Annotated in this window: 14 protein-coding genes; 6 read left to right on the forward strand and 8 right to left on the reverse strand. The window is 58.4% G+C overall.

What is annotated here, in order from left to right; translation table 11 throughout:
* Positions 1 to 4: 4 nt before the first annotated feature.
* Positions 5 to 3,901: a phosphoribosylformylglycinamidine synthase gene (gene purL, locus AO068_RS00760; RefSeq protein ID WP_058399618.1), complete on the reverse strand. Its 3,897-nt coding sequence runs from the start codon at positions 3,899 to 3,901 to the stop codon at positions 5 to 7.
* A gap of 213 nt (positions 3,902 to 4,114) precedes the next feature.
* Between purL and mltF the strand changes: the two genes are divergently transcribed.
* Positions 4,115 to 5,605: a membrane-bound lytic murein transglycosylase MltF gene (mltF, locus tag AO068_RS00765; RefSeq protein ID WP_058407380.1), complete on the forward strand. Its 1,491-nt coding sequence runs from the start codon at positions 4,115 to 4,117 to the stop codon at positions 5,603 to 5,605.
* On the opposite strand, the gene tadA is transcribed toward mltF, so the two are convergent.
* The 4 genes from tadA to AO068_RS00785 form a co-directional block, all read right to left on the reverse strand.
* A complete protein-coding gene (gene tadA, locus AO068_RS00770) occupies positions 5,602 to 6,111 on the reverse strand; it encodes a tRNA adenosine(34) deaminase TadA (RefSeq protein ID WP_044317308.1) in 510 nt (169 codons plus the stop codon). The two genes, mltF and tadA, sit on opposite strands and share 4 nt — an antisense overlap.
* Positions 6,111 to 7,484 carry a multicopper oxidase family protein gene (locus AO068_RS00775; protein WP_005732457.1) on the reverse strand — a complete coding sequence of 458 codons (1,374 nt, stop codon included), beginning with the start codon at positions 7,482 to 7,484 and terminating at the stop codon, positions 6,111 to 6,113. The genes tadA and AO068_RS00775 overlap by 1 nt, the downstream gene beginning before the upstream one ends.
* A 178-nt stretch (positions 7,485 to 7,662) precedes the next feature.
* Positions 7,663 to 9,639 (reverse strand): tetratricopeptide repeat protein, encoded by a 1,977-nt coding sequence (locus AO068_RS00780; RefSeq protein ID WP_058407381.1) that lies wholly within the window; start codon positions 9,637 to 9,639, stop codon positions 7,663 to 7,665.
* Between the two features lie 144 nt (positions 9,640 to 9,783).
* Positions 9,784 to 11,364, reverse strand: a complete 1,581-nt coding sequence (locus tag AO068_RS00785; protein ID WP_058399616.1) for a phage tail sheath family protein — start codon at positions 11,362 to 11,364, stop codon at positions 9,784 to 9,786.
* A gap of 795 nt (positions 11,365 to 12,159) precedes the next feature.
* Between AO068_RS00785 and AO068_RS00790 the strand changes: the two genes are divergently transcribed.
* Entirely contained in the window at positions 12,160 to 13,152 is a 993-nt protein-coding gene (locus AO068_RS00790; protein ID WP_058399615.1) for a hypothetical protein, read from the forward strand.
* A gap of 148 nt (positions 13,153 to 13,300) precedes the next feature.
* Here AO068_RS00790 and guaA read toward each other — a convergent pair whose 3' ends face one another.
* The 3 genes from guaA to AO068_RS00805 form a co-directional block, all read right to left on the reverse strand.
* On the reverse strand, positions 13,301 to 14,878 hold the full coding sequence (gene guaA, locus AO068_RS00795) for a glutamine-hydrolyzing GMP synthase (RefSeq protein ID WP_004656303.1): 1,578 nt from the start codon (positions 14,876 to 14,878) through the stop codon (positions 13,301 to 13,303).
* Between the two features lie 105 nt (positions 14,879 to 14,983).
* Complete coding sequence (gene guaB / locus AO068_RS00800; protein ID WP_004666065.1) at positions 14,984 to 16,453, reverse strand: IMP dehydrogenase; 1,470 nt, start codon at positions 16,451 to 16,453, stop codon at positions 14,984 to 14,986.
* A gap of 94 nt (positions 16,454 to 16,547) precedes the next feature.
* Positions 16,548 to 17,096: a hypothetical protein gene (locus AO068_RS00805; RefSeq protein ID WP_004666066.1), complete on the reverse strand. Its 549-nt coding sequence runs from the start codon at positions 17,094 to 17,096 to the stop codon at positions 16,548 to 16,550.
* A 131-nt stretch (positions 17,097 to 17,227) separates the two neighbouring features.
* Here AO068_RS00805 and xseA point away from each other — a divergent pair, with 131 nt between their 5' ends.
* The 4 genes from xseA to AO068_RS00825 all read left to right on the forward strand — a co-directional run bounded on the left by xseA (position 17,228) and on the right by AO068_RS00825 (position 22,705).
* Positions 17,228 to 18,607, forward strand: a complete 1,380-nt coding sequence (gene xseA / locus AO068_RS00810; protein WP_161936568.1) for an exodeoxyribonuclease VII large subunit — start codon at positions 17,228 to 17,230, stop codon at positions 18,605 to 18,607.
* 7 nt (positions 18,608 to 18,614) lie between these two features.
* Positions 18,615 to 19,439, forward strand: a complete 825-nt coding sequence (locus tag AO068_RS00815) for a M23 family metallopeptidase (protein WP_058407382.1) — start codon at positions 18,615 to 18,617, stop codon at positions 19,437 to 19,439.
* 369 nt (positions 19,440 to 19,808) lie between these two features.
* On the forward strand, positions 19,809 to 21,479 hold the full coding sequence (leuA, locus tag AO068_RS00820) for a 2-isopropylmalate synthase (protein ID WP_004667426.1): 1,671 nt from the start codon (positions 19,809 to 19,811) through the stop codon (positions 21,477 to 21,479).
* 356 nt (positions 21,480 to 21,835) lie between these two features.
* Complete coding sequence (locus tag AO068_RS00825) at positions 21,836 to 22,705, forward strand: isocitrate lyase/PEP mutase family protein (RefSeq protein ID WP_002552494.1); 870 nt, start codon at positions 21,836 to 21,838, stop codon at positions 22,703 to 22,705.
* Positions 22,706 to 22,945: the final 240 nt, after the last annotated feature.

The following is a 22,945-nucleotide window of genomic DNA, read 5'->3' on the forward strand; positions in this document are numbered from 1 at the left end:
CGCCTTAGTTAACCCAGGCCCGCGCGTTGCGGAACATGCGCATCCAGGCAGCGTCCTCGTTCCAGTCCTCGGGACGCCACGAGTTCTGCACCGCGCGGAACACGCGCTCCGGGTGCGGCATCATGATCGTCACGCGACCGTCCAGGGTGGTCATGCCGCCGATACCGCGCGGCGAGCCGTTCGGGTTGGCCGGGTAGGTTTCAGTGACCTTGCCGTGGTTATCGACGAAGCGCAGCGCCACAGTACCGGACACGTCCGCCTCAAGCAGCGCGTCGTCATTGCGGAACTCTGCGTGACCTTCACCGTGAGCGATGGCGATTGGCATGCGCGATCCGGCCATGCCTTGCAGGAAGATCGACGCCGATTCCTGAACCTGGACCATGGCCACGCGCGCTTCGAACTGCTCGGAGCGGTTACGCACGAAATGTGGCCAGAACTCGCTGCCCGGAATCAGCTCGTGCAGGTTGGACAGCATCTGGCAACCGTTGCACACACCCAGCGTGAAGCTGTCGGCACGCTCGAAGAAGCCCTGGAACGCATCGCGGGCGCGGCTGTTGAACAGTGCCGACTTGGCCCAGCCTTCACCGGCGCCCAGCACGTCGCCATAGGAGAAGCCGCCACAGGCAACCATGCCCTTGAAGTCGTTCAGGTCAACACGACCGGCAAGGATATCGCTCATGTGCACGTCAATCGCATTGAAGCCTGCGCGATCAAAGGCTGCCGCCATCTCGACCTGACCGTTGACACCCTGCTCGCGCAGCACGGCAACCTGAGGGCGGACGCCCGTCTTGATGTACGGCGCGGCGATATCTTCGTTGACGTCGAAGCCCAGCTTGACGGTCAGGCCCGGATTGTCCTCTTCCAGCAGCGCATCGAATTCCTGATCCGCGCATTCGGCGTTGTCACGCAGGCGCTGGATCTGATAGCTGGTCTCGGCCCACTGACGTTGCAGCAGACGACGCTGGCCACTGAATACCGGCTCGCCATGGAAGCTGATCGATACTTCATCGTTGTTGATCGGCTGACCGATCACTGCCACGCAGTCTTCCAGACCGGCCGCGCTGAATTGCGCCAGCACCAGCGGAGTCGCGTCCTGACGCACCTGAATGACCGCGCCCAGCTCTTCGTTGAAGAGGATCGCGCTTAGCTCGGAGACGTTGTCGGCCACACCGTCGAGGTGCAGGTTCAGGCCGCAGTGACCGGCAAAGGCCATTTCCAGCGTGCTGACCAGCAGACCACCGTCGGAACGGTCGTGATAGGACAGGATATGACCGTCGGAATTGAGACCCTGAATCACGGCGAAGAAGGCTTTGAGGTCTTCAGCGTCATCGACGTCTGGTGCGACACGACCCAGCTTGCCGTGAGTCTGGGCGAGAATCGACGCGCCCATGCGGTTCTGGCCACGGCCCAGATCGATCAGGATCAGGTCAGTGATGCCTTTGTCCATGCGCAATTCAGGCGTCAGGGTCTGACGAATGTCGACCACTGGCGCGAAGCCGGTCACGATCAGCGACAGCGGCGAAGTCACGCTCTTCTCAGTGCCTTCGTCGCTCCAGCGGGTTTTCATGGACATCGAGTCCTTGCCCACCGGGATGGTGATACCCAGCTCCGGACACAGCTCCATGCCCACCGCTTTGACGGTGTCATAAAGACGCGCGTCTTCACCGGGATGGCCAGCAGCCGACATCCAGTTGGCCGACAGTTTGATGTCAGACAGCTTTTCAATACGAGAGGCCGCAATGTTGGTCAGCGTCTCGCCAATCGCCATGCGGCCCGAAGCCGGAGCATCCAGAAGAGCCAGCGGCGTGCGCTCGCCCATCGCCATGGCTTCACCGGTGTTGACGTCGAAGCTGGTCGCAGTCACGGCGCAGTCAGCCACAGGCACCTGCCACGGGCCGACCATCTGATCGCGAGCGACCAGACCGGTAATGCTGCGGTCACCAATGGTGATCAGGAAGCTTTTGCTGGCGACTGCCGGGTGACGCAATACGCGTTGCACGCTTTCTTCGATATCCAGCGTGCTCGGATCGAAATCATCGCCGATCTCGGCTTCACGCTCGACCGAACGGTGCATGCGCGGCGCCTTGCCCAGCAGCACTTCCAGCGGCATGTCCACCGGGCTGTTGCCGAAATGGCTGTCGGTCACGGTCAGTTGCGGCTCGGCAGTGGCTTCACCGACAACGGCAAACGGGCAGCGCTCGCGCTCGCAGATGGCCTTGAAACGCTCGAAATCTTCGACGCCGACGGCCAGCACGTAACGCTCCTGGGATTCGTTGCTCCAGATTTCCAGCGGGGCCATGCCCGGCTCGTCGTTGGGTACGTTACGCAGTTCGAAACGTCCACCACGATCGCCATCGTTGACCAGTTCAGGGAAGGCGTTGGACAGCCCCCCGGCACCGACGTCATGGATGAAGCTGATCGGGTTACGGTCGCCCAGCTGCCAGCAGCGGTCGATCACTTCCTGGCAACGACGCTCCATCTCAGGGTTTTCACGCTGAACCGAAGCGAAATCCAGATCGGCAGAACTTGTACCGGTCGCCATCGAGGACGCTGCGCCGCCGCCCAGGCCGATCAGCATTGCCGGGCCACCCAGCACGATCAGCTTGGAACCCACGGTGATCTCGCCCTTCTGGACGTGATCTTCGCGGATGTTGCCCATGCCGCCAGCCAGCATGATCGGCTTGTGATAACCACGAACTTCGTCGCCATGTGGCGTGGCAATCGACTGCTCAAAGGTACGGAAGTAGCCGGTCAGCGCCGGACGGCCGAACTCGTTGTTGAACGCCGCGCCACCCAGCGGGCCTTCAATCATGATGTCCAGCGCGGTGACGATGCGCTCGGGCTTGCCGTATGGCACTTCCCAAGGCTGCACGAAACCGGGAATCTGCAGGTTGGACACGGTAAAACCGGTCAGCCCGGCCTTGGGCTTGGCACCGCGACCGGTTGCACCTTCGTCACGAATCTCGCCGCCGGAACCGGTCGCTGCACCAGGAAACGGCGCAATGGCGGTCGGGTGGTTGTGAGTTTCGACCTTCATCAGAATATGCACCGGCTCCTGCACCGCGCCGTACTGACGGGTTTCCGGGTCCGGGAAGAAACGGCCGGCAACGTTGCCGACGATCACCGAAGCGTTGTCCTTGTACGCGGACAGCACGCCTTCGCTGTGCATCTGATAGGTGTTCTTGATCATGCCGAACAGGCTTTTTTCCTGGCTCTGGCCGTCGATATCCCAACTGGCGTTGAAGATTTTGTGACGGCAGTGCTCGGAGTTTGCCTGGGCAAACATCATCAGCTCAATGTCGTGCGGGTTGCGCCCGAGACCGTTGAAGCTGGTGATCAGGTAATCGATTTCATCTTCAGCGAGGGCCAGACCCAGTTCGACGTTGGCTTTTTCCAGCGCCGCGCGGCCGCCACCCAGAATGTCCACCGCGGTCAGCGGCTTGGGCTGGGCGTGGCTGAACAGGCTGGCGGCCTGCTCGTGATCGCCCAACACCAGTTGCGTCATGCGGTCGTGCAGGCTGTCGGCGATTGCCTGAGCCTGGGCCTCACTGAACTGGCCTTCTACATAGAAGGCAATCCCGCGCTCGATACGCTGGATTTTCGTCAGGCCGCAATTGCGGGCGATGTCGCTGGCCTTGCTCGACCAGGGTGAAATGGTGCCAAAACGCGGCAACACCAGAAACAGACGGCCGCTCGGCTCTTGAACCGGCACGCTGGGGCCGTATTTCAGGAGACGATCGAGAACCTGCTGTTCTTCGCTGGTCAGAACGTCGTTGACGTCCGCGAAGTGGGCGAATTCGGCGTACAAGCCACTGACAGCTGAAACTTTTTGTTTCAGTTGTTCTAGTAATTTGCTGTGGCGGAAGGCAGAAAGGGCAGGAGCACCGCGCAGGATCAACATCTTCGGGACAGCCTCGAGAAGGGGGTGTGCTTTGAGGCCGCATATTCTAGCCTAAAGCGGGCCTGTGATCACCCAAAACGGCGGCATCGGGTGCGCCCGAATGTCGCTCCGCGCAAAAAAAGTCTGAAAATGCCTGTAAAACCCCCTCGCCTATCAGACGCAGGCTTCACTGTCGAGATATGGCGCCCGGTGCGCTTTGCGTATACTGCACCGATGTTCTTCAGACCAGATTTCCGCCCACGCTGCGCCAAGTGGCTCATCGCAACCGGACTCTTCCTGATGCTCGGCGCCTGTGTGGAGAAACCCACCACACTGGAGCGAGTCAAGGAGGACGGCGTACTGCGGGTGATCACCCGTAACAGCCCGGCGACTTACTTTCAGGATCGCAACGGCGAAACCGGCTTCGAATACGAGCTGGTCAAGCGTTTCGCCGACGATCTGGGCGTCGAACTGAAGATCGAAACAGCCGACAATCTGGACGATCTGTTCGACCAGATGAACAAGCCGGGCGGCCCGGTCCTGGGTGCCGCGGGCCTGATCGAGACGCCAAAGCGCAAACAACAGGCGCGTTTCTCGCACTCTTATCTGGAAGTGACCCCTCAGGTTGTCTACCGCAACGGCCAGTCGCGCCCCACCGACCCGGGCGACCTGGTGGGCAAACGTATCGTGGTCCTGAAAGGTAGCGCGCATGCCGAGCAGCTTGCGGCACTCAAGGCGCAGAATCCCGGCCTTGAATACGAAGAGTCGGACGCGGTCGAGGTCGTCGATCTCCTGCGCATGGTCGATGAAGGCCAGATCGACCTGACGCTGGTCGACTCCAACGAGTTGGCGATGAACCAGGTGTACTTTCCCAACGTGCGTGTAGCCTTCGACCTGGGCGAAGCCCGCGAACAACGCTGGGTGGTTGCACCGGGCGAAGACAACAGCCTGCTTAATGAAATCAACGCGTACCTCGACAGGGTCGAGAAGAACGGCACGCTGCAGCGCCTGAAAGACCGTTACTACGGCCACGTTGACGTACTCGGCTACGTTGGCGCCTATACCTTTGCCCAGCATTTGCAGGAACGCCTGCCCAAATACGAGAAACACTTTCAGACATCGGCCAAGAAAGAACAGGTCGACTGGAGATTGCTGGCCGCCATCGGCTATCAGGAATCAATGTGGCAACCGGCCGTTACCTCGAAAACCGGTGTGCGCGGCCTGATGATGCTGACCCAGAACACCGCTCAGGCGATGGGCGTGACCAACAGGCTCGACGCGCGACAAAGCATTCAGGGCGGCGCAAAGTATCTTGCCTACGTAAAGGATCAGCTGGACGACTCGATTAAAGAGCCAGATCGCACTTGGCTAGCTCTCGCGTCCTACAACATTGGCAGCGGTCACCTCGAAGATGCGCGCAAATTGGCCCAGAACGAGGGGCTGAATCCTGATAAATGGCTGGACGTGAAAAAAATGCTGCCGCGTCTGGCGCAGAAGAAGTGGTACAGCAAAACGCGTTACGGCTACGCCCGAGGCGGCGAGCCGGTGCATTTCGTTGCCAACATTCGTCGTTATTACGACATTCTGACCTGGGTCACGCAGCCTCAGCTCGAGGGCAGCCAGGTCGCCGATGGCAACCTGCATGTTCCCGGTGTCGACAAGACCCAACCACCTGCGCCGCCTGCACCTGCTTCAGGCAGTAGCCCCGACAAGCCTGCGCTCTAGACGCCGCCCTGGTTTTTATCTGCATCCTTGGCTGCCCGGCGCATTCTGAAAAACTCGCTCAGCATTGCCCCGCATTCCTCGCCCAATACCCCGCCCTCAAACAGCACGCGGTGATTGAGAAAGCCCTGACTGAAAAACTGCCCCTGGCTTTGAACGATGCCCGCCTTGGGCTCAAGCGCGCCGTAGACCACGCGCGCTACCCGCGAATGCACGATCAACCCGGCGCACATGCTGCATGGTTCCAGCGTCACGTAAAGCGTACTGCCCGGCAGACGATAATTATCCAGCGCCCTGGCGGCATCACGAATAGCGACCATTTCGGCATGCGCACTGGGGTCGCTCGCGCTGATCGGGCAATTGTAACCACGACCGATGATCTCGCCGTTCTGCACCACGACTGCACCGACCGGCACTTCGCCCAGCAATGCGCCTTGCGCGGCGAGCGCCAGGGCCTCACGCATGAAGTCCTGATCCTTGCTGCGGTCGATGATTTGCGGCTGACGCATCACGACACCTCGATCGCGGCCATGAGGCCTGTTTCCATGTGATCGATCACATGGCAGTGGAACATCCACACGCCTGGGTTATCCGCCACCAGCGCAACCCGCGCCCGCTCGTTGCGGCCCAGCAAGAACGTGTCGGTAAAGTACGGAATGATCTTGCGCCGATTGGACGCGATCACCTTAAAACTCATGCCGTGCAAGTGAATCGGGTGTTGATACTGAGTCATGTTCTTCAACTCGAAGATGTAGCTCTTGCCCAGCTTCAATTTGGCGATTGGCCGGTCGGCGCAGGTCTTGTCGGTGATGTCCCAGGCTTCGCCGTTGATCTGCCACAGGCTGGGCGGCTTGCCGTTGTCGGTGTTGACCGACATTGAGCCCACCCACTCGAAGTTGAAATTGATCTTCTCGGCGTTATCCATATCCGGCTCGGCCACCGGGTTGGCAGGCAGCTCGGGTGGCCATTGGCCGGGCGCGTCGTTATTGGCGACCGAGCGAAATGTCCCCAGACGCACCGGGCCGTTACGCAATGAAATTTCCTCACCCGCAGGCGGTGCCTTGATCGCCAGACAGATGCGCATGCCCGGCCCCAGCCAGTACTCGTCACCAAACGGTCGCGGCGTGACCGGGTTGCCATCCAGCGCATAAATCTGCGCCTCCGCGTCCGGCAGGTTGAGGCGGTAGGTGACGGTATTATCGAGGTTGAGCAAGCGCACGCGGGTAATCTGCCCAGCAGGCAATTCAATGACCGCCTGCGGAACACCATTCAATGTCGAAAGCCGACCCGCCGTACCTTCACGCGCCGCCTCACGCAGCACGCTGAACTCGGTAAACGCGCCAACTTCATCCACATGCCAGCTTTTCAGGCTGACCGTGCGCTCATGGGCGAAACCGGTGGGCTCGCGCTCTTCAACGATCAGCGGCCCGACCAGCCCACGGCCCAGCTCTTCGCTGCTGCTGACGTGCGGGTGATACCAATAGCTACCGGCATCCGGCACCCGGAATTTGTAATCGAAATATTCACCCGGCTTCACTGGCAACTGTGAAACGTACGGCACGCCATCCATCTCCAGCGGCAAGCGGATACCATGCCAGTGAATGGTCGTCTCGACCGGCAGCTGGTTGATGAAGCGCAAGCGCAACCACTCGCCCTGCCGCACCCGCAACTCGGTGCCCGGTGCAGAACCGCCAAACGCCCAGGCAGGTGTCTTGTGGCCAGAGACCAACTCTATATCCAGCGGTGCAGCGATCAGCACGAAGTCCGAACCCGCTTGCGACTCACGACGCCCCATCCAGTAACGCGAAGCACCACCCGCGCCAAGGCCGACGACAGCAAGACCGGCGATGCCTGTAAGGATTTGACGACGGGTAAAGGACATGAACGGCGCAACCTCAAAAACGACGACTGAGCGCATCTGCGAGCAAATGCGAGGGGCGAATACGATACACCTGCATTTGCGTAAAGATAAGGGTGGATACCACGAACTGAAGTCGAGGCGTAAAAAAGCCGGGCAAGGCAGTGACGCCCGCTCCGGCTTTTTGCATCAATCAACCGCGCTACGACTGACTAACCCGCTCCAGCCATTCGATATACGCCGGCTCTGCATCAAGCGGTACATTGGCGCGGTAATCCTGTAACTCTGCCTGCATGCCAAACCCTTTCCATATCAGCGGTGCGAGGCGCGATGCCGGGCTGTTCGCCCGCTCCAGTTCGCTCAGCACTTGCAGGCTTCGTTGCTTGTGCTCGGCCACTGTATCCGACTTGTAATCGAAAGCCTTTCCCAAGCCGGAGAGGTACATCAGTTTTGCGGTTTCTATCTCAGGCCACTGGAGCGCCATGTTAAGCGGCCATTCGAGCATGGCGCGCTCACCCCACATCGACGACTTGGGTAAATGGTCGTTCGCAAGCAACGTCAGCATGAATGATTGGCCCAACTGGGTCAGATACACCGGCAAGACCTCAGCGTCAGGCTGCCGGTAAAACACATCCAGTGGCTGCTCACGCTTGAGTCCGATGCCGGCCAGCAAGCGCTGTTGAAGATCAAGTACCAGCGCGCCAAGTTCCGCCTTGCCTGCACTACCGTTTTCAACGGTTTGCCGGGTGCGGCTCGTGCAGTTCCATAGGCTCAGTGAAATCCGCCACTGGGCCTGATCGCCCTCACCCGAACAACCCACCTCGCCCGTCACGAAATACTTCGTCGTTGGCGGGACGATATCGAAAAGTGTGTTGCCGTCGACCTCAACCCCCGATACGACCGGCCCCGCACCCTCCGCGACCTGGACATAAAAATTGGCTGCATAGTCATTCCAGTAGTGAACCGACTCAGCCATGTAAAGAGGGATGGCACGCGTATAGCGCCCGACATCATCCTCGCGCTGCGATTCGGCGGGCTCTGCTTTCTCCATGATTTTGGACAAGGCGAAGAAACAGATTTCTGGCGCACCTTCCGGTTTTTGCGCGAAGAGCCAGTCAGCATTGCGCAAACCGTAGTGCCAGACCGGCTTGGTCAACGCCACGGTATTGATCGCCACGCTGGCAGGATCAATCGGAATGCCTTTGTCTTCCTGCCTGCGCACGTCCTCGAAAGCGTGCGCAAACTGGTCAAGGTGACTTTTGATTGGCGCAAAGCCGAGGGCATACAAGCGCGTAAGCAAGGCCTCGCCTTCATCCACCCTGCCCAGTTCCTGATAGGCACGCAGCAAGTTGAGACCTGCCGTCGAATCATGTTTGTGCTCATCATAAGCAGGCCCGACAAGCTCGACGATCAGCGGAATGTGGCCATTGTTGCCCAGATCCCCCGAGATCATCTGCAGCGCGCTTCGGTCGAACTGGCCACCTGCCAACACTTCTTCATACAGCACGCGCGCCTGCTCGACGTTCTGCTGTTGCAGGTAATGCCGCGCCATCCACAGCTGCGCACGCCAACTGCCCGGCAACGCCGCTACTGTGTGAAGAGCAGCGAGATAGGCCGCCTCGCCGCCCCGCTCCTGCTGGATGCTCAGCCACCACATCACACCATTCTCTTGATTCGGGTCGGCTTCAACCGCCTGCCATAGCGTTGCCTCTGCAACTGATTGTTCACCACGCTCGGCAAACACCTTGGCCAGATTGGTCAGAATGATTCCCGACACACCGACTTTCGCCAGCCCTTCGCGCAGCGTGGCTTCTGCGGCATCAAGCCGGGCGTTATGCATCAGCACGATACCGTTCACCACATGGCTGCGCTCGGGATTAGCGTCGATCTCGACCAGTCGTTCGGCTGCTGGCATTAGATCAGTCGCAAATCCATCGTTCAGGCCCGAAACAATGAGATTGTAGAGCTCGTCAGCATCGCCCCACTGCTGCTTCAGATTGGGCAGGAACACCTTCTCGCGCCACTCGGCCCGAGTGATCTTTATCTCGCGTCCGTAACTGTCGTAGGCAGTGATCAACTCGCCGTCGTGGGCTTCTGGCGACGTCGTATCAGCAGGCGCGTTATCTGTTGAAGCTTGAGATTTCTTGCCGCTGAGAGCGGACAGAATGCGTTTGAACATGAGTGGAGTCGCCGCGGTTTGGGGTGAGTGGGCAGAACACGATGAGTTGCGGAAATCTTCAAGCAAGGATTGTTGGCATCCGTGCTTTTTGCTCCAGGCACTCAATCGTCAGTAAATAAAGCCGAGCGTTGCTGAGTGCTCCTGTCAGGCAGACTTCGCCTGCTCTTGCTGGAACATGATGACCAGAAATTCAGCAGGTCTGACGGTCGCCACAAGAACGGAAACGCGCAAGTAGCCATTGAGCACATCATCGGCCGTCATGGTACTGCCCAGCCCGACGTTGACCTGAAAGGCATCCGCAGGCGACGAGCCCTGCAAACCACCTGACCTCCAGACCCCCATCAGGAAACTGGTGATCATGCTTTTAACCGCCAACCAGGTGTCGGACGTATTCGGGCTAAAGATGTATTGGCGTGCGGCCAGCTTGACCGACTGTTCAAGGAAGGTCATGGTCCTGCGCACGGATACGTAACGCCATTCCTGGCTGTTGCCATCCAACGTGCGAGCCCCCCAGATCAAAATGCCCTGGCCGTTGAAAAAACGAATGGCGTTAACCGATTTTCCGGAAACGGCATCAATGTTGAGCGTTTCCTGCTGTGAGTCCGACAGACGAATCGGCAGGCTGGCAGCCCCGACGATGCCGACGTTTGCAGGCGCACCCCACACCCCGTTGGTATTGTCGTTGACGGTATAGACTCCCGCGATAGCGCCGCTTGGAGGCAACGTGTTAGCGCTCGACAACACATGCGTGACAATCTGGCTGTAGAGCGGACTGGCGACAAGCAGCGCGGCCTGCAACTGACTGTTTGTCATCGGGTCGGCTGGTGGCTTCTGGATCATCTCAAGCAGGGCGGCGACCGCAGCATTGGGTGCCGATGGCGGATTCAGCAAAGGAGCCAGTTGGGTCGTATCACCGCCAAACAGATTGGTGAAGTCGATGTCCGGCTGCTGCATGATCGTGGTGCCGATAAACGGGTAGTAGCTGGCGCCGTACTCGAGCCCGGTGTTGCCTGTGCTGTCGCGGAAGGTCTGGATGTCCTGGGTATAAAGGATAGGGTCGGGGTTGGCACCGCCAATGACGTCGAATATGCACATCGCAGTGCCCATTTCCTGTGCCTGCAACAACATACCCTGCATCAATGTGCCATTGTCGGCCACAGACAACAGCGTTGCCTCGGGGCAGATATACATTGTCGGCTCCAGCTCATTTTTGAGCAGGGCCAGCCCGCGCTGCAGATCAGCCAGTTGGACGTTGGGATTGATTACCGGAGCAGCCGGGTCGGTCGCAGGTTTTTTGCTGGGCGGGCCATAGGGACCGACCGCCACGATGTAAGCATCACCACCGCCATTCAGATAGAAGAGGCGTATGCTGTTGTAGAGGTAGTAGATCGTACTCGGGTCTGGCAGGATGGAATAATACTGATTGTTCAGCGTCAGGTATTCGCCGGATGTCGGCAGCTCCTTCTGTTGAACCAGGTAATACTCCGGACTGTACTGCCTGGCAGAATCAGCAGGCGGCGGCAGGTTGTCCAGCATGAAAAAGGCCTGGAACTCCATGAACGAAGAGATCTTCTGAGGCTTGTTGTAATACGACTCGCCCTGGTAATCCGCTCTCGGTGTGTAGCCGATAAAAGCAGGCACTGCAGTGGCTATTGGCACCACCGAGTTGGCAAAGCCGTTAACTTCATTGATGTACACACCTGGCGTTGGATAGTTGGAAGCCATTGCTCGTCCTTGATGGAGTTGAGAATTAACGGATCTCAGCCTTGCAGGTATCACACGTAAACGTACATGGCGCACACCGCGCGGGGCGATCGCAGATCGCCGGGCTTGATCAGGTAAACCGGCCTCGGTGTCAGCAGACCTTACTAAAATACGCTCAGCAGGTTGTCCTGTTGAGAGGGCTACCAACCTGTAAGCCAGAACCCTGGCGTGGCGTTTGCCTGATTTTTACGAGCGCGCGTGTGCGTCAATGTTATTGTTTTGCTCGCAAAATGCGGATAAAGCAACCCCGGAGTATGATTTTTGGGCTGCTCGTGGCGAGCTTTATAGTTTGCCCTTGCAGGATGCCCTTTTATCAACGCTTGCCGGGCAATCTAAAACCGAATTCTACTCTACAACAGACCAGCAAAGGTCTTCACTGAGTCCGGCGCAGCCCGAGGTTCGGACATAGCCACCGCAGCAGCTTGAAAAGCGAGCGAGGCCCGAATTGATGCGTCCACGCTTGATCGCAGCGGTAACGACGTCAGCAGCCACAATGCCTGCCTCGACCGCAGCACCTGCACCGGCCTGTACCGGCCCTCACCGCACCTGCCAATCCATCTTTCGACTCTCCTGCTGCGATCAGCACATGACTAATGAACGGTAAAGTCCAGAGTTTTTTACCCAATCCCCCTGCTAACGCATGAACATTATCCTTGTTTGAATCGTCAGCCCGAACATGTGAATCATTGGCTTTAGAAACTTAAAAACCTGCCGACAAGCTGGCTAACCTAAATGCGTTAACATCAGGAGATGTTTATGGAGCAGGAAACCGTTACGCAAATGGCTTTGACCGTAGCTTTGGCTGTTTCAGGGATAGCATTTATTTATTTAGTGCTTTGCTGGGCTCTTGTATGGAAGTCAAAGCTCGCTCCTATGCGAATAGGTGAGATTGGTTGGAAACGAGTAGACTACATTTGGATAATAATAGGATCCCTTGCATTACTTATACACATTTTGCAAACAGAAGCCAATATTAAAATAGCCGAACGCGACATGGAGGAGTCCTTTGGGAGATTAGCAATTCAATCTTTAAACATCGCGGCAACGAATCTGAGTGACCCTGACATTTGCGTGCCTTCCACTGCACCTGCTCGTAAAAACCTAGCCAAAGAAGACATTGCGGAGTTAGACGCAGCTTGCGAGGTATTTACGAAGATTCGACCACTCTCTCGGACCGGGACTGAGCCAGACGTCAAGCTCATCATCTATTTAACAAAGCATACAACGGCGCCTAATTACTCAAACCATACTCTATCCGAGCGTGTGAAAAGCCTTTATCACAGCTGGGCGAATTACTTGCAGCAACTCGACTTAATTAGCCAGACAGGCGGTCAAGTTTTAACTTACGAGAATACTATTAGCACCTCCGAGTATATTGCTTCTTTTCTTCTAGCCTGTGCAATTGCACTGAGATTAGCTAAGGTTACCGGAGAAATCAGACTAAAGACTCACCCTATCGAAAGTAGTAAGAAGCCGCCCGTCGACAATAAGGATCCGGATAGCGCTCCGAGCGAATTAAAAACTTCTGCGAGAGAGCTACGCCTTTCAGCACAAGAATTAAAACTCTCCGCCACGAACCTAACTAAAGCAGCTGATCAACTAAAGAACCCAAGCAAATTCGACACACTGCAGACCAGGCTTGCTAACATTGAAAAATTAATACCTTATGTTTATTGGATGCTAGCAGGGTCAGCTTGTATCAGCGTAGCCATTGCATTGCTCCTACAACGCGTCCTGACTGGCGCCTAGGATAATTTTAATGCTTGGCACCGATGGTGCTTAGTTGGTTCTCTACCATAGCGACAAACAAAGCTTCCAGATTTTACCACCTCCAAAAAAAAGCCCGCAATTACGCGGGCTCCAGAGCATTTCTTGCTAGATAATGCCGGACGCAGGGTCACTCCCACTCAATAGTAGCCGGCGGCTTGCTCGACACATCATAAGTCACCCGCGAAATCCCTTCGATCTCGTTGATGATCCGACCGCTCACCGTCTCCAGCAGCTCATAAGGCAGGTGCGCCCAGCGAGCGGTCATGAAGTCGATGGTTTCGACAGCGCGCAGGGCGACGACCCAGGCGTAGCGGCGGCCGTCGCCGACCACACCAACCGATTTGACCGGCTGGAACACTACAAACGCCTGGCTGACCTTGTGGTACCAGTCGGCCTTGCGCAGTTCTTCGATGAAGATGTGGTCGGCACGACGCAGTAGGTCGGCGTATTCCTTCTTCACTTCGCCGAGGATGCGCACACCCAGGCCTGGGCCTGGGAATGGGTGGCGGTAGACCATGTCGTACGGCAGGCCGAGTTCGAGGCCCAGGCGGCGGACTTCGTCCTTGAACAGTTCGCGCAGTGGCTCGACCAGTTTGAGGTTCATTTCTTCCGGCAGGCCGCCCACGTTATGGTGCGACTTGATGACGTGGGCCTTGCCGCTTTTCGCGCCAGCCGACTCGATCACGTCGGGGTAGATGGTGCCTTGCGCCAGGTACTTGATGTTGTCCAGCTTGCAGGACTCGGCATCGAACACGTCGATGAAGGTGCGGCCGATGATCTTGCGCTTTTTCTCTGGATCGCTCTCGCCTTCCAGGTTGTTCAGGAACTGCTCTTCAGCGTTGGCGCGAATCACCTTGACGCCCATGTTCTCGGCGAACATGGCCATTACTTGCTCGCCTTCGTGCAGGCGCAGCAGGCCGTTGTCGACGAATACGCAGGTCAGTTGATCGCCAATGGCCTTGTGCAACAGCGCCGCGACCACGGAGGAGTCAACGCCGCCGGACAGGCCCAGCAACACATTGTCAGTACCAACCTGAGCGCGAACCTGAGCGATAGCGTCTTCAGCAATCTTCGAAGGGGTCCACAGCGCTTCACAGCCGCAGATGTCGAGGATGAAGCGCGACAGGATGCGACCGCCCTGCTTGGTGTGGGTCACTTCCGGGTGGAACTGCACGCCGTAGTAACCGCGAGCGTCGTCAGCCATACCGGCAATCGGGCAGCTCGGGGTGCTGGCCAGAATGTGGAAGTCTTCCGGCAGTTTGGTGACCTTGTCACCGTGGCTCATCCATACGTCGAGGCCAAACAGGCCGTCGGCGTCGATATGGTCTTCGATACCATCGAGCAGACGGCTTTTGCCGACTACGTCAACGCGAGCGTAGCCGAACTCGCGCAGCTCGGAACCAGCAACCTTGCCGCCCAACTGCTCGGCCATGGTCTGCATGCCGTAGCAGATACCAAAAACCGGCACACCCAGGTCAAATACCGCTTGCGGGCAGCGTGGGCTGTTGGCTTCGTGTACGGACTCGGGGCCGCCGGCGAGGATCACGCCTTTTGGAGCGAATTCGCGAATCGCTTCGTCGTCCATGTCAAACGGATGCAGCTCGCAATACACGCCGATTTCACGCACGCGGCGGGCGATCAGCTGGGTGTACTGGGAACCGAAGTCGAGGATCAGGATACGGTGGGCGTGAATGTCGAGGGCCATGACTCATTCTCGTCAAAAAACAGAAACGACACGGGGCTGCGTCAACAGCCCCGGCTATAAAAAGTGTTGGCCTGCATCGCGGCGCACACCACGATGCAGTCCGGATCAACCAACGCGATAGTTCGGCGCTTCCTTGGTGATCTGCACGTCATGGACGTGGGACTCAGCCATGCCTGCGCCGGTAATGCGCACAAACTCGGGCTTGGTGCGCATCTGCTCGATGTCGGCACTGCCGGTGTAACCCATGGAGGAACGCAGACCGCCCATCAACTGATGGATGATGGCCGACAACGGACCTTTGTAGGCCACACGGCCTTCGATACCTTCCGGCACCAGTTTCTCGGCACCTGCGGACGAGTCCTGGAAGTAGCGATCGGACGAGCCTTGCGCCTGGGACATTGCACCCAGCGAACCCATGCCGCGATAGGCCTTGTAGGAACGGCCCTGGAACAGTTCGATCTCGCCTGGCGCTTCTTCAGTACCGGCGAACATCGAGCCCATCATCACGCAGGAGGCACCGGCCACGATGGCCTTGGACAGGTCACCGGAGAAGCGGATGCCGCCATCGGCGATCATCGGCACGCCTGTACCTTCAAGGGCAGCGGAAACGTTGGCGATGGCGCTGATCTGCGGCACGCCGACACCGGCAACGATGCGCGTGGTGCAGATGGAGCCTGGGCCGATACCGACCTTGACTGCATCGGCACCTGCGGCAACCAGAGCCTTCGCAGCTTCGCCAGTGGCAATGTTGCCGCCGATGACCTGCACCTGAGGGAAGTTTTCCTTGACCCAGCGAACGCGGTCGATCACACCTTTGGAGTGACCGTGAGCGGTGTCGACCACGACAACGTCAACGCCGGCAGCAACCAGCGCAGTGACGCGCTCGCCAGTGTCCTTGCCGGTGCCGACAGCAGCGCCGACGCGCAGGCGAGCCTGATCGTCCTTGCTGGCCAGCGGGTACGCCTTGGCTTTTTCGATGTCCTTGACGGTCATCATGCCCTTGAGCGCGAAATTGGCATCCACGATCAGGACTTTTTCCAGACGGTGTTTGTGCAGCAGCTCACGCACTTCGTTCTTGTCGGCACCTTCACGCACGGTGACCAGACGCTCTTTGGGCGTCATCACTTCGCGGACAGGGACATCAAGACGGTTTTCGAAGCGTACGTCGCGGGAGGTCACGATGCCGACCAGGTCGCCATTGTGCAGAACCGGTACGCCGGAAATGTTGTGCATGCGGGTGAGTTCGAACAGATCACGAACAGTGGCGTCGGCTTCGATCGTGATCGGGTCCTTGACGACACCGGCCTCGAACTTCTTGACCTTGCGCACTTCGGCAGCTTGCTGCTCGATGGTCATGTTCTTGTGGATGATACCGATACCGCCTTCCTGGGCCATGGCAATTGCCAGACGGGCCTCGGTGACTGTATCCATTGCAGCAGAGACCAAAGGTATATTCAGCTCGATGCCACGGGTCAAACGGGTTTTCAGACTGACTTCGTTGGGAAGTACCTCGGAATAACCGGGCACAAGGAGAATGTCGTCGAATGTAAGGGCTTCTTGACTGATACGCAGCATCGCGGGGGCTCCCGGGCGGGAAATTGGAAGCGCGCCATTATACCTATAGACCCCGGTCGGCTCAATGTAAACCTCAGCCTATTATCCAGGCTGTTTATAGCCGTACATGAACGAAGGACACCGGGCGATCCAGACGTTCGGCGAAGTCATCCAGAAAGGTCTGGGTGAACGACGCATCCAGCCAGTTATTGAAGATGAAACCGAGGTTGGAAAATCCGCAGGCGTCCAGAAACAAAAAGCCGTTGATGTCATCTTCATGACGGCATTCGGGGCAGGTGAAATTATCGGTGTGACCGGGCATCCAGTCTTCCAGGCTGTCGAACAGCGCCTCCCCCACTTCGCGGCGGCACTCCGGGCAACCGGCCTCTTCGGCGAAGTCGTTCAGCGGGGTGTAGATGCAGCGCTTGGTGACAATTTCCAGACCATTGACTGTTTGCCCGAAAGGCAAGGCATCGGGGTGCTTTACTACCCTCCTCGCTCCGGGTGCCACGGCATAGGCCATCTTGTTATAGGTGCGCCCGCATGTCGTCAGCTCCGGCTCGACTACGTCGAGCTTGACCAGCCAGCGCAGAATCAGCCGCGCCCTGGCCTCGTGCCCGGGAAAGGTGGAAATTTGCGGGACGATGATGCTTTGGGTGTTCATAACGGAGCGTCGCTTAAAGCTGTTCGAGGCCGCAGCTTAATAGGCTGATGATTCTGGTCAAGGTGAAATCCTGATCGAAGTGACGATACGGACCTGTGCGCCAGACCGGCATTGCCATTATGATGCCCGACATGATCAAAGACCCTTTCGCAAGACTCGGCCTCGACCGGGAAGTCCTTACTGTCAGCCAACTCAACGGCCGTGCGCGGGTGTTGCTGGAGGACGTGTTCAGCAGTATCTGGGTCGAAGGCGAGATATCCAATCTCTCGCGTCCGGCTTCGGGCCATGTGTACTTCACGCTCAAGGACTCTGGCGCGCAAGTGCGTTGCGCGCTGTTCCGGCAGAGCGCGGCACGTGTGCGTCAGGCGCTGAAGGACGGTTTGCAGGTCAAGGTGCGCGGCAAGGTGTCGCTGTTTGAAGGCCGTGGCGACTACCAGCTGATTCTCGACACCGTCGAACCCGCCGGTGATGGCGCTTTGCGCTTGGCGTTCGACGCGTTGAAAGCCAAGCTCAGCGACGAAGGCCTGTTCAGCGCCGAGCGCAAGGTTGCCTTGCCATTGCATCCGCAACGTATCGGCATCATCAGCTCGCCGACCGGCGCGGTAATCCGCGACATCATTAGTGTGTTCCGCCGCCGCGCACCGAGGGTCGAACTGACATTGATCCCCACCGCTGTTCAGGGGCGTGAGGCGATCAACCAGATTGTCCGCGCGCTGAAACTGGCCGACAGCAGAGGCTTCGATGCACTGATACTCGCCCGTGGCGGTGGATCGCTGGAGGACCTGTGGTGCTTCAACGAAGAAGCCGTCGCCCGCGCCATCGATGCTTGCGTGACGCCGATTGTCAGCGCCGTTGGCCATGAAACCGATGTGTCCATCAGTGATTTCGTGGCCGATGTGCGCGCACCGACGCCCTCCGCTGCCGCCGAACTGCTCGCCCCGGACTCCAGTGACCTGCATCGACGCGTCGACAACCTGCACCGGCGATTAGTCAGCCGCATGCAGGACCGCCTGATGCGCGAGCGCCTGCGTCTTGAGGGCATTTCGCGGCGTCTGCGTCATCCTGGCGAGCGCTTGCGTCAGCAGTCGCAAAGGCTGGATGACCTGGACATGCGCCTGCGCCGCGCCTTCGAACAGAACATGCACCAACGTCAGGTGCGTCTGGCGCACATGCAGAGCCGCCTTGCTGCCCAGCACCCGGGCCGGACCCTGGCCTTTTTGCGTCAGCGTCTGGATGCCCTGGCCGAGCGGCTGCCCAGAGCCATCCGCGAACAGATCAAGGCGCGCAAGCTGCAACTGCAAAGTCAGATGCAGACCCTCAACGTGGTCAGCCCGCTCGCCACGCTGGGGCGCGGCTACAGCATTCTGCTCGACGAGCGGGGCCAAGCGATCCGTAACGCTGCACAGACGCAAACGGGCCAACGGCTCACCGCCAGGCTCGGCGAAGGCGAACTACAAGTACGCGTCGAAGACAATCACCTCACGCCTGTGACCCTTTCCCTTCTGGACTGACTGCCTGATGCTACGTTTTATTGCCCCGCTGTTCGCCCTGCTGCTCTGCCTTCCCGCTCACGCCGACAGTTTCATCACTCGCGCACTCGACAAGCCTGTACCCGGCGGTGTGGCGGTTATCGATCTGGGCACCGGCGCTCAGGCTCCGACCGCCACCTATCAAGGCAAACCAGTGCTGGTGGTCAAGGAACAGGGCACGCGCTGGCTGGCCATCGTCGGCATCCCGTTGACGGTCAAACCCGGCACTCAACAAGTGACCTCGGGCGGGCGCACGCTGAACTTCACGGTTGGAAGCAAGAAATACCCGGAACAGCACATCACGCTCAAGAACAAACGTCAGGTGAACCCAAACCCTGAAGACAACAAGCGTATCGAGGGCGAACTGGCTGAACAGCTACGCGCCTACCGCAGCTTCAGCCCCGGAACGCCGAGCAACCTGATTCTGGACAAGCCAGTCAACGGACCGCTATCGAGCAGGTTCGGCGTGCGCCGGTTCTTCAACGGCGAAGAGCGCAACCCGCACTCAGGGCTGGATTTCGCTGTACCGGCCGGCACGCCGATCAAATCTCCGGCTGCGGGCAAGGTCATCCTGACCGGTAATTACTTTTTCAATGGCAACACTGTATTCGTTGACCACGGCCAAGGCTTCATCAGCATGTTTTGCCACATGTCGAAAATCGACGTGAAAGTCGGTGATCCGGTCCCTCGTGGCGGCGTGGTCGGCAAGGTCGGTGCTACAGGTCGCGCAACCGGCCCGCACATGCACTGGAACGTCAGCCTCAACGATGCGCGCGTGGACCCGGCGATCTTCATCGGCGCTTTTCAGCCGTAAGCCTGTTGGTGAGTGAGCGTTAGGGCGCTCGCTCACACAAGCCCTCACTTGCGCACATCGCTTTCGGCCAACAACAACCAGCAAATAAACGCTCAGAAACCGCTATAAAAAATCGATAAAAGCGTATTTTCGAGAATTTATCCTAATCTTTTTCAAGTGCTTGCCATCATTCATTCCAATGGTTACGGTTGGCCTCATGAAAACCTCTCAAACCCTTATTCTGTTGCGCCAACATCGGTGCCTCAGCTTGGTCAGTGCCCGACTGCCAGGCTAGATTGCTGTGCCTCGCCCCTGTGTTCGCAACCCCTGTGCTTTTTAGAACGGAAGGCCGACCCTAACCCGGCCCCGTGAATACAAAAGGATTTCCTGATGACCATGCTCAAAGACCCATCGAAGAAGTACCGCGCATTCCCGACCATCGATCTGCCTGACCGCACCTGGCCTTCGAAGACCATCGATGCAGCGCCGATCTGGTGCAGCTCCGACCTGCGCGACGGCAACCAGTCGTTGATCGAACCAATGGACGCGGCCAAGAAACTGCGCTTCTGGAAAACCCTGGTCAGTGTTGGCGTCAAGGAAATCGAGGCATCCTTTCCATCGGCTTCGCAGACTGACTTCGACTTCGTGCGTACCCTGATCGAAGACGGCCATATCCCGGATGACACCACCATCCAGGTACTGACCCAGGCTCGCGAAGACCTGATCGCTCGCACCTTCGAATCGCTGCGTGGCGCGAAAAAGGCCATCGTCCACCTGTATAACGCGACCAGCCCGTCGTTCCGCCGCATCGTCTTCAATCAGGACAAGGCCGGGGTGAAAGAAATCGCGGTCAATGCGGCCAAGCTGTTCGTCAAATACGCTGCACAACAGCCTGAAACACAGTGGACCTTCGAGTACTCGCCGGAAACCTTCAGCGCGACCGAGCTGGAATTCGCCAAGGAAGTCTGCGATGCAGTGATCGAGGTGTGGAACCCGACGCCCGAGAACAAGGTGATCCTCAACCTCCCGGCTACCGTGGAAGTGGCGACACCCAACATTTACGCTGACCAGATCGAATGGTTTGGTCGCAACATCACCCGCCGCGACAGCGTGCTGATCAGCCTGCACACTCATAACGACCGTGGTACAGGCGTCGCTGCTACCGAGCTGGGCCTGATGGCCGGTGCGGATCGCGTCGAAGGCTGCCTGTTCGGTAACGGCGAGCGGACCGGCAACGTCGATCTGGTCACCGTGGCCCTGAACCTTTACACCCAAGGCATCGACCCGGAGCTGGACTTCTCGGATATCGACGGTGTGCGCAAGGTCGTCGAAGAGTGCAACCAGATCCCGGTGCACCCACGTCACCCGTACGTTGGCGACCTTGTCCATACAGCGTTCTCCGGTTCGCACCAGGACGCCATCCGCAAGGGTTTCACCCAGCAGAAGGACGGCGAGTTGTGGGAAGTGCCTTACCTGCCGATTGACCCGGCCGACATTGGCCGTAGCTACGAGGCGGTGATTCGCGTCAACAGCCAGTCAGGCAAAGGCGGCATCACTTACCTGCTGGAACAGGAATATGGCATTTCCCTGCCACGCCGCATGCAGATCGAGTTCAGCCAGGTGGTTCAGGGTGAAACCGATCGTCTGGGCCTGGAGATGTCCGCTCAGCAGATTCATTCGCTGTTGCGCCGTGAATACCTGCAAGCCAACACACCTTACGCGCTGATCAGCCACAAGTTGCAGGAGGAGAACGGCAACAGTGCGGTCGATGCCGAAGTGCATGTGGACGGTGAAACCCAGCATTGGCGCGGCAAGGGCAAAGGCGCTCTGGAAGCGCTGGTCGCCGGTCTGCCAGTTGCTGTGGAGATCATGGACTACAACGAGCACGCCATTGGCTCGGGCACCACGGCCAAGGCGGCTGCCTACATCGAACTGCGCGTGAATGGCGAACGCGCCGTCCATGGCGTGGGCATCGATGAAAACATCACCACGGCGAGCTTCCGCGCCCTGTTCAGCGCCCTGAATCGCTCACTCAGCCAGACCCAGGCCAAAGCTGCCTGATTCAATAGCCGGATGACGGACGCAGGTCCGTCATCCGCATCGCCCTCTTCCCTCCCCGCCTCACACTGCACCAGCCTCTTGCATTCCGCGCATGACCCTGCCTGTTTCGGCATAATCTTTTTCATTTATGCTGTGGTAGCATGCTGCCCTTACTCCAGAGCGCGCCCAATCCAACAGCAATTCATATGCTGACGATGCCTGCTCGGACTTACCTGCCAGCTGCACCTTTCCTATAAAACCAAGACGACTATTGCATTGATTTCCGGACGAAAAGAATGCTCGGGCAGACCCACCGTGCATTGAAATTACCATCGGCCTCGGTACGCTGAGCTGATCCAATCACATTTGGAGCGATTATGCCCAAGGCTTCCCATCAAGATTTGCGCCGCAGTTTCCGTGCGCTCACCTCGTCGAATTCATGCTTTCACACCGCCTCGGTATTCGACCCCATGTCAGCGCGAATCGCAGCGGATCTGGGCTTTGAAGTAGGCATCCTCGGCGGTTCTGTCGCATCGCTGCAAGTACTGGCAGCACCTGACTTCGCACTGATCACCCTGAGCGAGTTCGTTGAACAGGCCACGCGCATCGGCCGCGTTGCGCAACTGCCGGTTATCGCGGACGCAGACCATGGTTATGGCAATGCCCTTAACGTCATGCGTACCGTTGTTGAACTGGAACGTGCCGGCATCTCGGCATTGACGATTGAAGACACCCTGCTGCCTGCGCAGTTCGGGCGCAAATCCACTGACCTGATCTCCACGGCTGAAGGCGTTGGCAAGATCCGCGCAGCACTGGAGGCACGTGTCGACCCGGAGATGTCGATTTTCGCTCGCACCAACGCGGCGATCATCCCGGTTCAGGAAGCCATCAGTCGGGTTCAGCAGTATCAGGCTGCCGGGGCTGACGGCATTACCATCGTCGGCATTCGTGACTTTGATCACCTGGCGCAGATATCCGAAGGCGTGACCGTACCGCTGATGCTGGTGACTTACGGCAACCCTGAGCTGCACGACAATGCGCGTCTTGCCGAGATGGGCGTGAGAGTCTGCGTACATGGTCACGCCGCGTACTTTGCCGCGATCAAAGCTACCTACGACTGCTTGCGCGAACAACGCCAGATTCTGGGCAGCGAGTCGAACATGAGCGCTACCGAATTGACCCACACGTATACGCAGCCTGAAGACTACGTAGAGTGGGCACGCAAGTTCATGAATGTGAACGAGTAAGGGCTCTGGGTGCTGTGACGCTCTGCGTCACAGATCTGCGCCAAACCGTACACTCAAAATCGGACGCAGAGCGTCCAGAACTGCATGCGACGCAGAGCGTCGCACGATAGTTGAGGTCATCGTTCCGCACGCTCCAGCGTGGGAACGCAGTTCTCGACGCTCTGCGTCGCAAGAGGCCGCAGAGCGCCCAGAACTGCATACGATGCAGAGCGTCGCACGATAGTTGAGGTTATCGTTCCG

It is taken from the genome of Pseudomonas sp. ICMP 3272 (genome assembly GCF_001466905.1).
Classification (GTDB): Bacteria; Pseudomonadota; Gammaproteobacteria; order Pseudomonadales; family Pseudomonadaceae; genus Aquipseudomonas; species Aquipseudomonas amygdali.

Coding starts and splice junctions, on each gene's coding strand:
- purL (WP_058399618.1), bottom strand. CDS start 3,901: ATGTTGATCCTGCGCGGTGCTCCTGCCCTTTCTGCCTTCCGCCACAGC.
- mltF (WP_058407380.1), top strand. CDS start 4,115: ATGTTCTTCAGACCAGATTTCCGCCCACGCTGCGCCAAGTGGCTCATC.
- tadA (WP_044317308.1), bottom strand. CDS start 6,111: ATGCGTCAGCCGCAAATCATCGACCGCAGCAAGGATCAGGACTTCATG.
- AO068_RS00775 (WP_005732457.1), bottom strand. CDS start 7,484: ATGTCCTTTACCCGTCGTCAAATCCTTACAGGCATCGCCGGTCTTGCT.
- AO068_RS00780 (WP_058407381.1), bottom strand. CDS start 9,639: ATGTTCAAACGCATTCTGTCCGCTCTCAGCGGCAAGAAATCTCAAGCT.
- AO068_RS00785 (WP_058399616.1), bottom strand. CDS start 11,364: ATGGCTTCCAACTATCCAACGCCAGGTGTGTACATCAATGAAGTTAAC.
- AO068_RS00790 (WP_058399615.1), top strand. CDS start 12,160: ATGGAGCAGGAAACCGTTACGCAAATGGCTTTGACCGTAGCTTTGGCT.
- guaA (WP_004656303.1), bottom strand. CDS start 14,878: ATGGCCCTCGACATTCACGCCCACCGTATCCTGATCCTCGACTTCGGT.
- guaB (WP_004666065.1), bottom strand. CDS start 16,453: ATGCTGCGTATCAGTCAAGAAGCCCTTACATTCGACGACATTCTCCTT.
- AO068_RS00805 (WP_004666066.1), bottom strand. CDS start 17,096: ATGAACACCCAAAGCATCATCGTCCCGCAAATTTCCACCTTTCCCGGG.
- xseA (WP_161936568.1), top strand. CDS start 17,228: ATGATCAAAGACCCTTTCGCAAGACTCGGCCTCGACCGGGAAGTCCTT.
- AO068_RS00815 (WP_058407382.1), top strand. CDS start 18,615: ATGCTACGTTTTATTGCCCCGCTGTTCGCCCTGCTGCTCTGCCTTCCC.
- leuA (WP_004667426.1), top strand. CDS start 19,809: ATGACCATGCTCAAAGACCCATCGAAGAAGTACCGCGCATTCCCGACC.
- AO068_RS00825 (WP_002552494.1), top strand. CDS start 21,836: ATGCCCAAGGCTTCCCATCAAGATTTGCGCCGCAGTTTCCGTGCGCTC.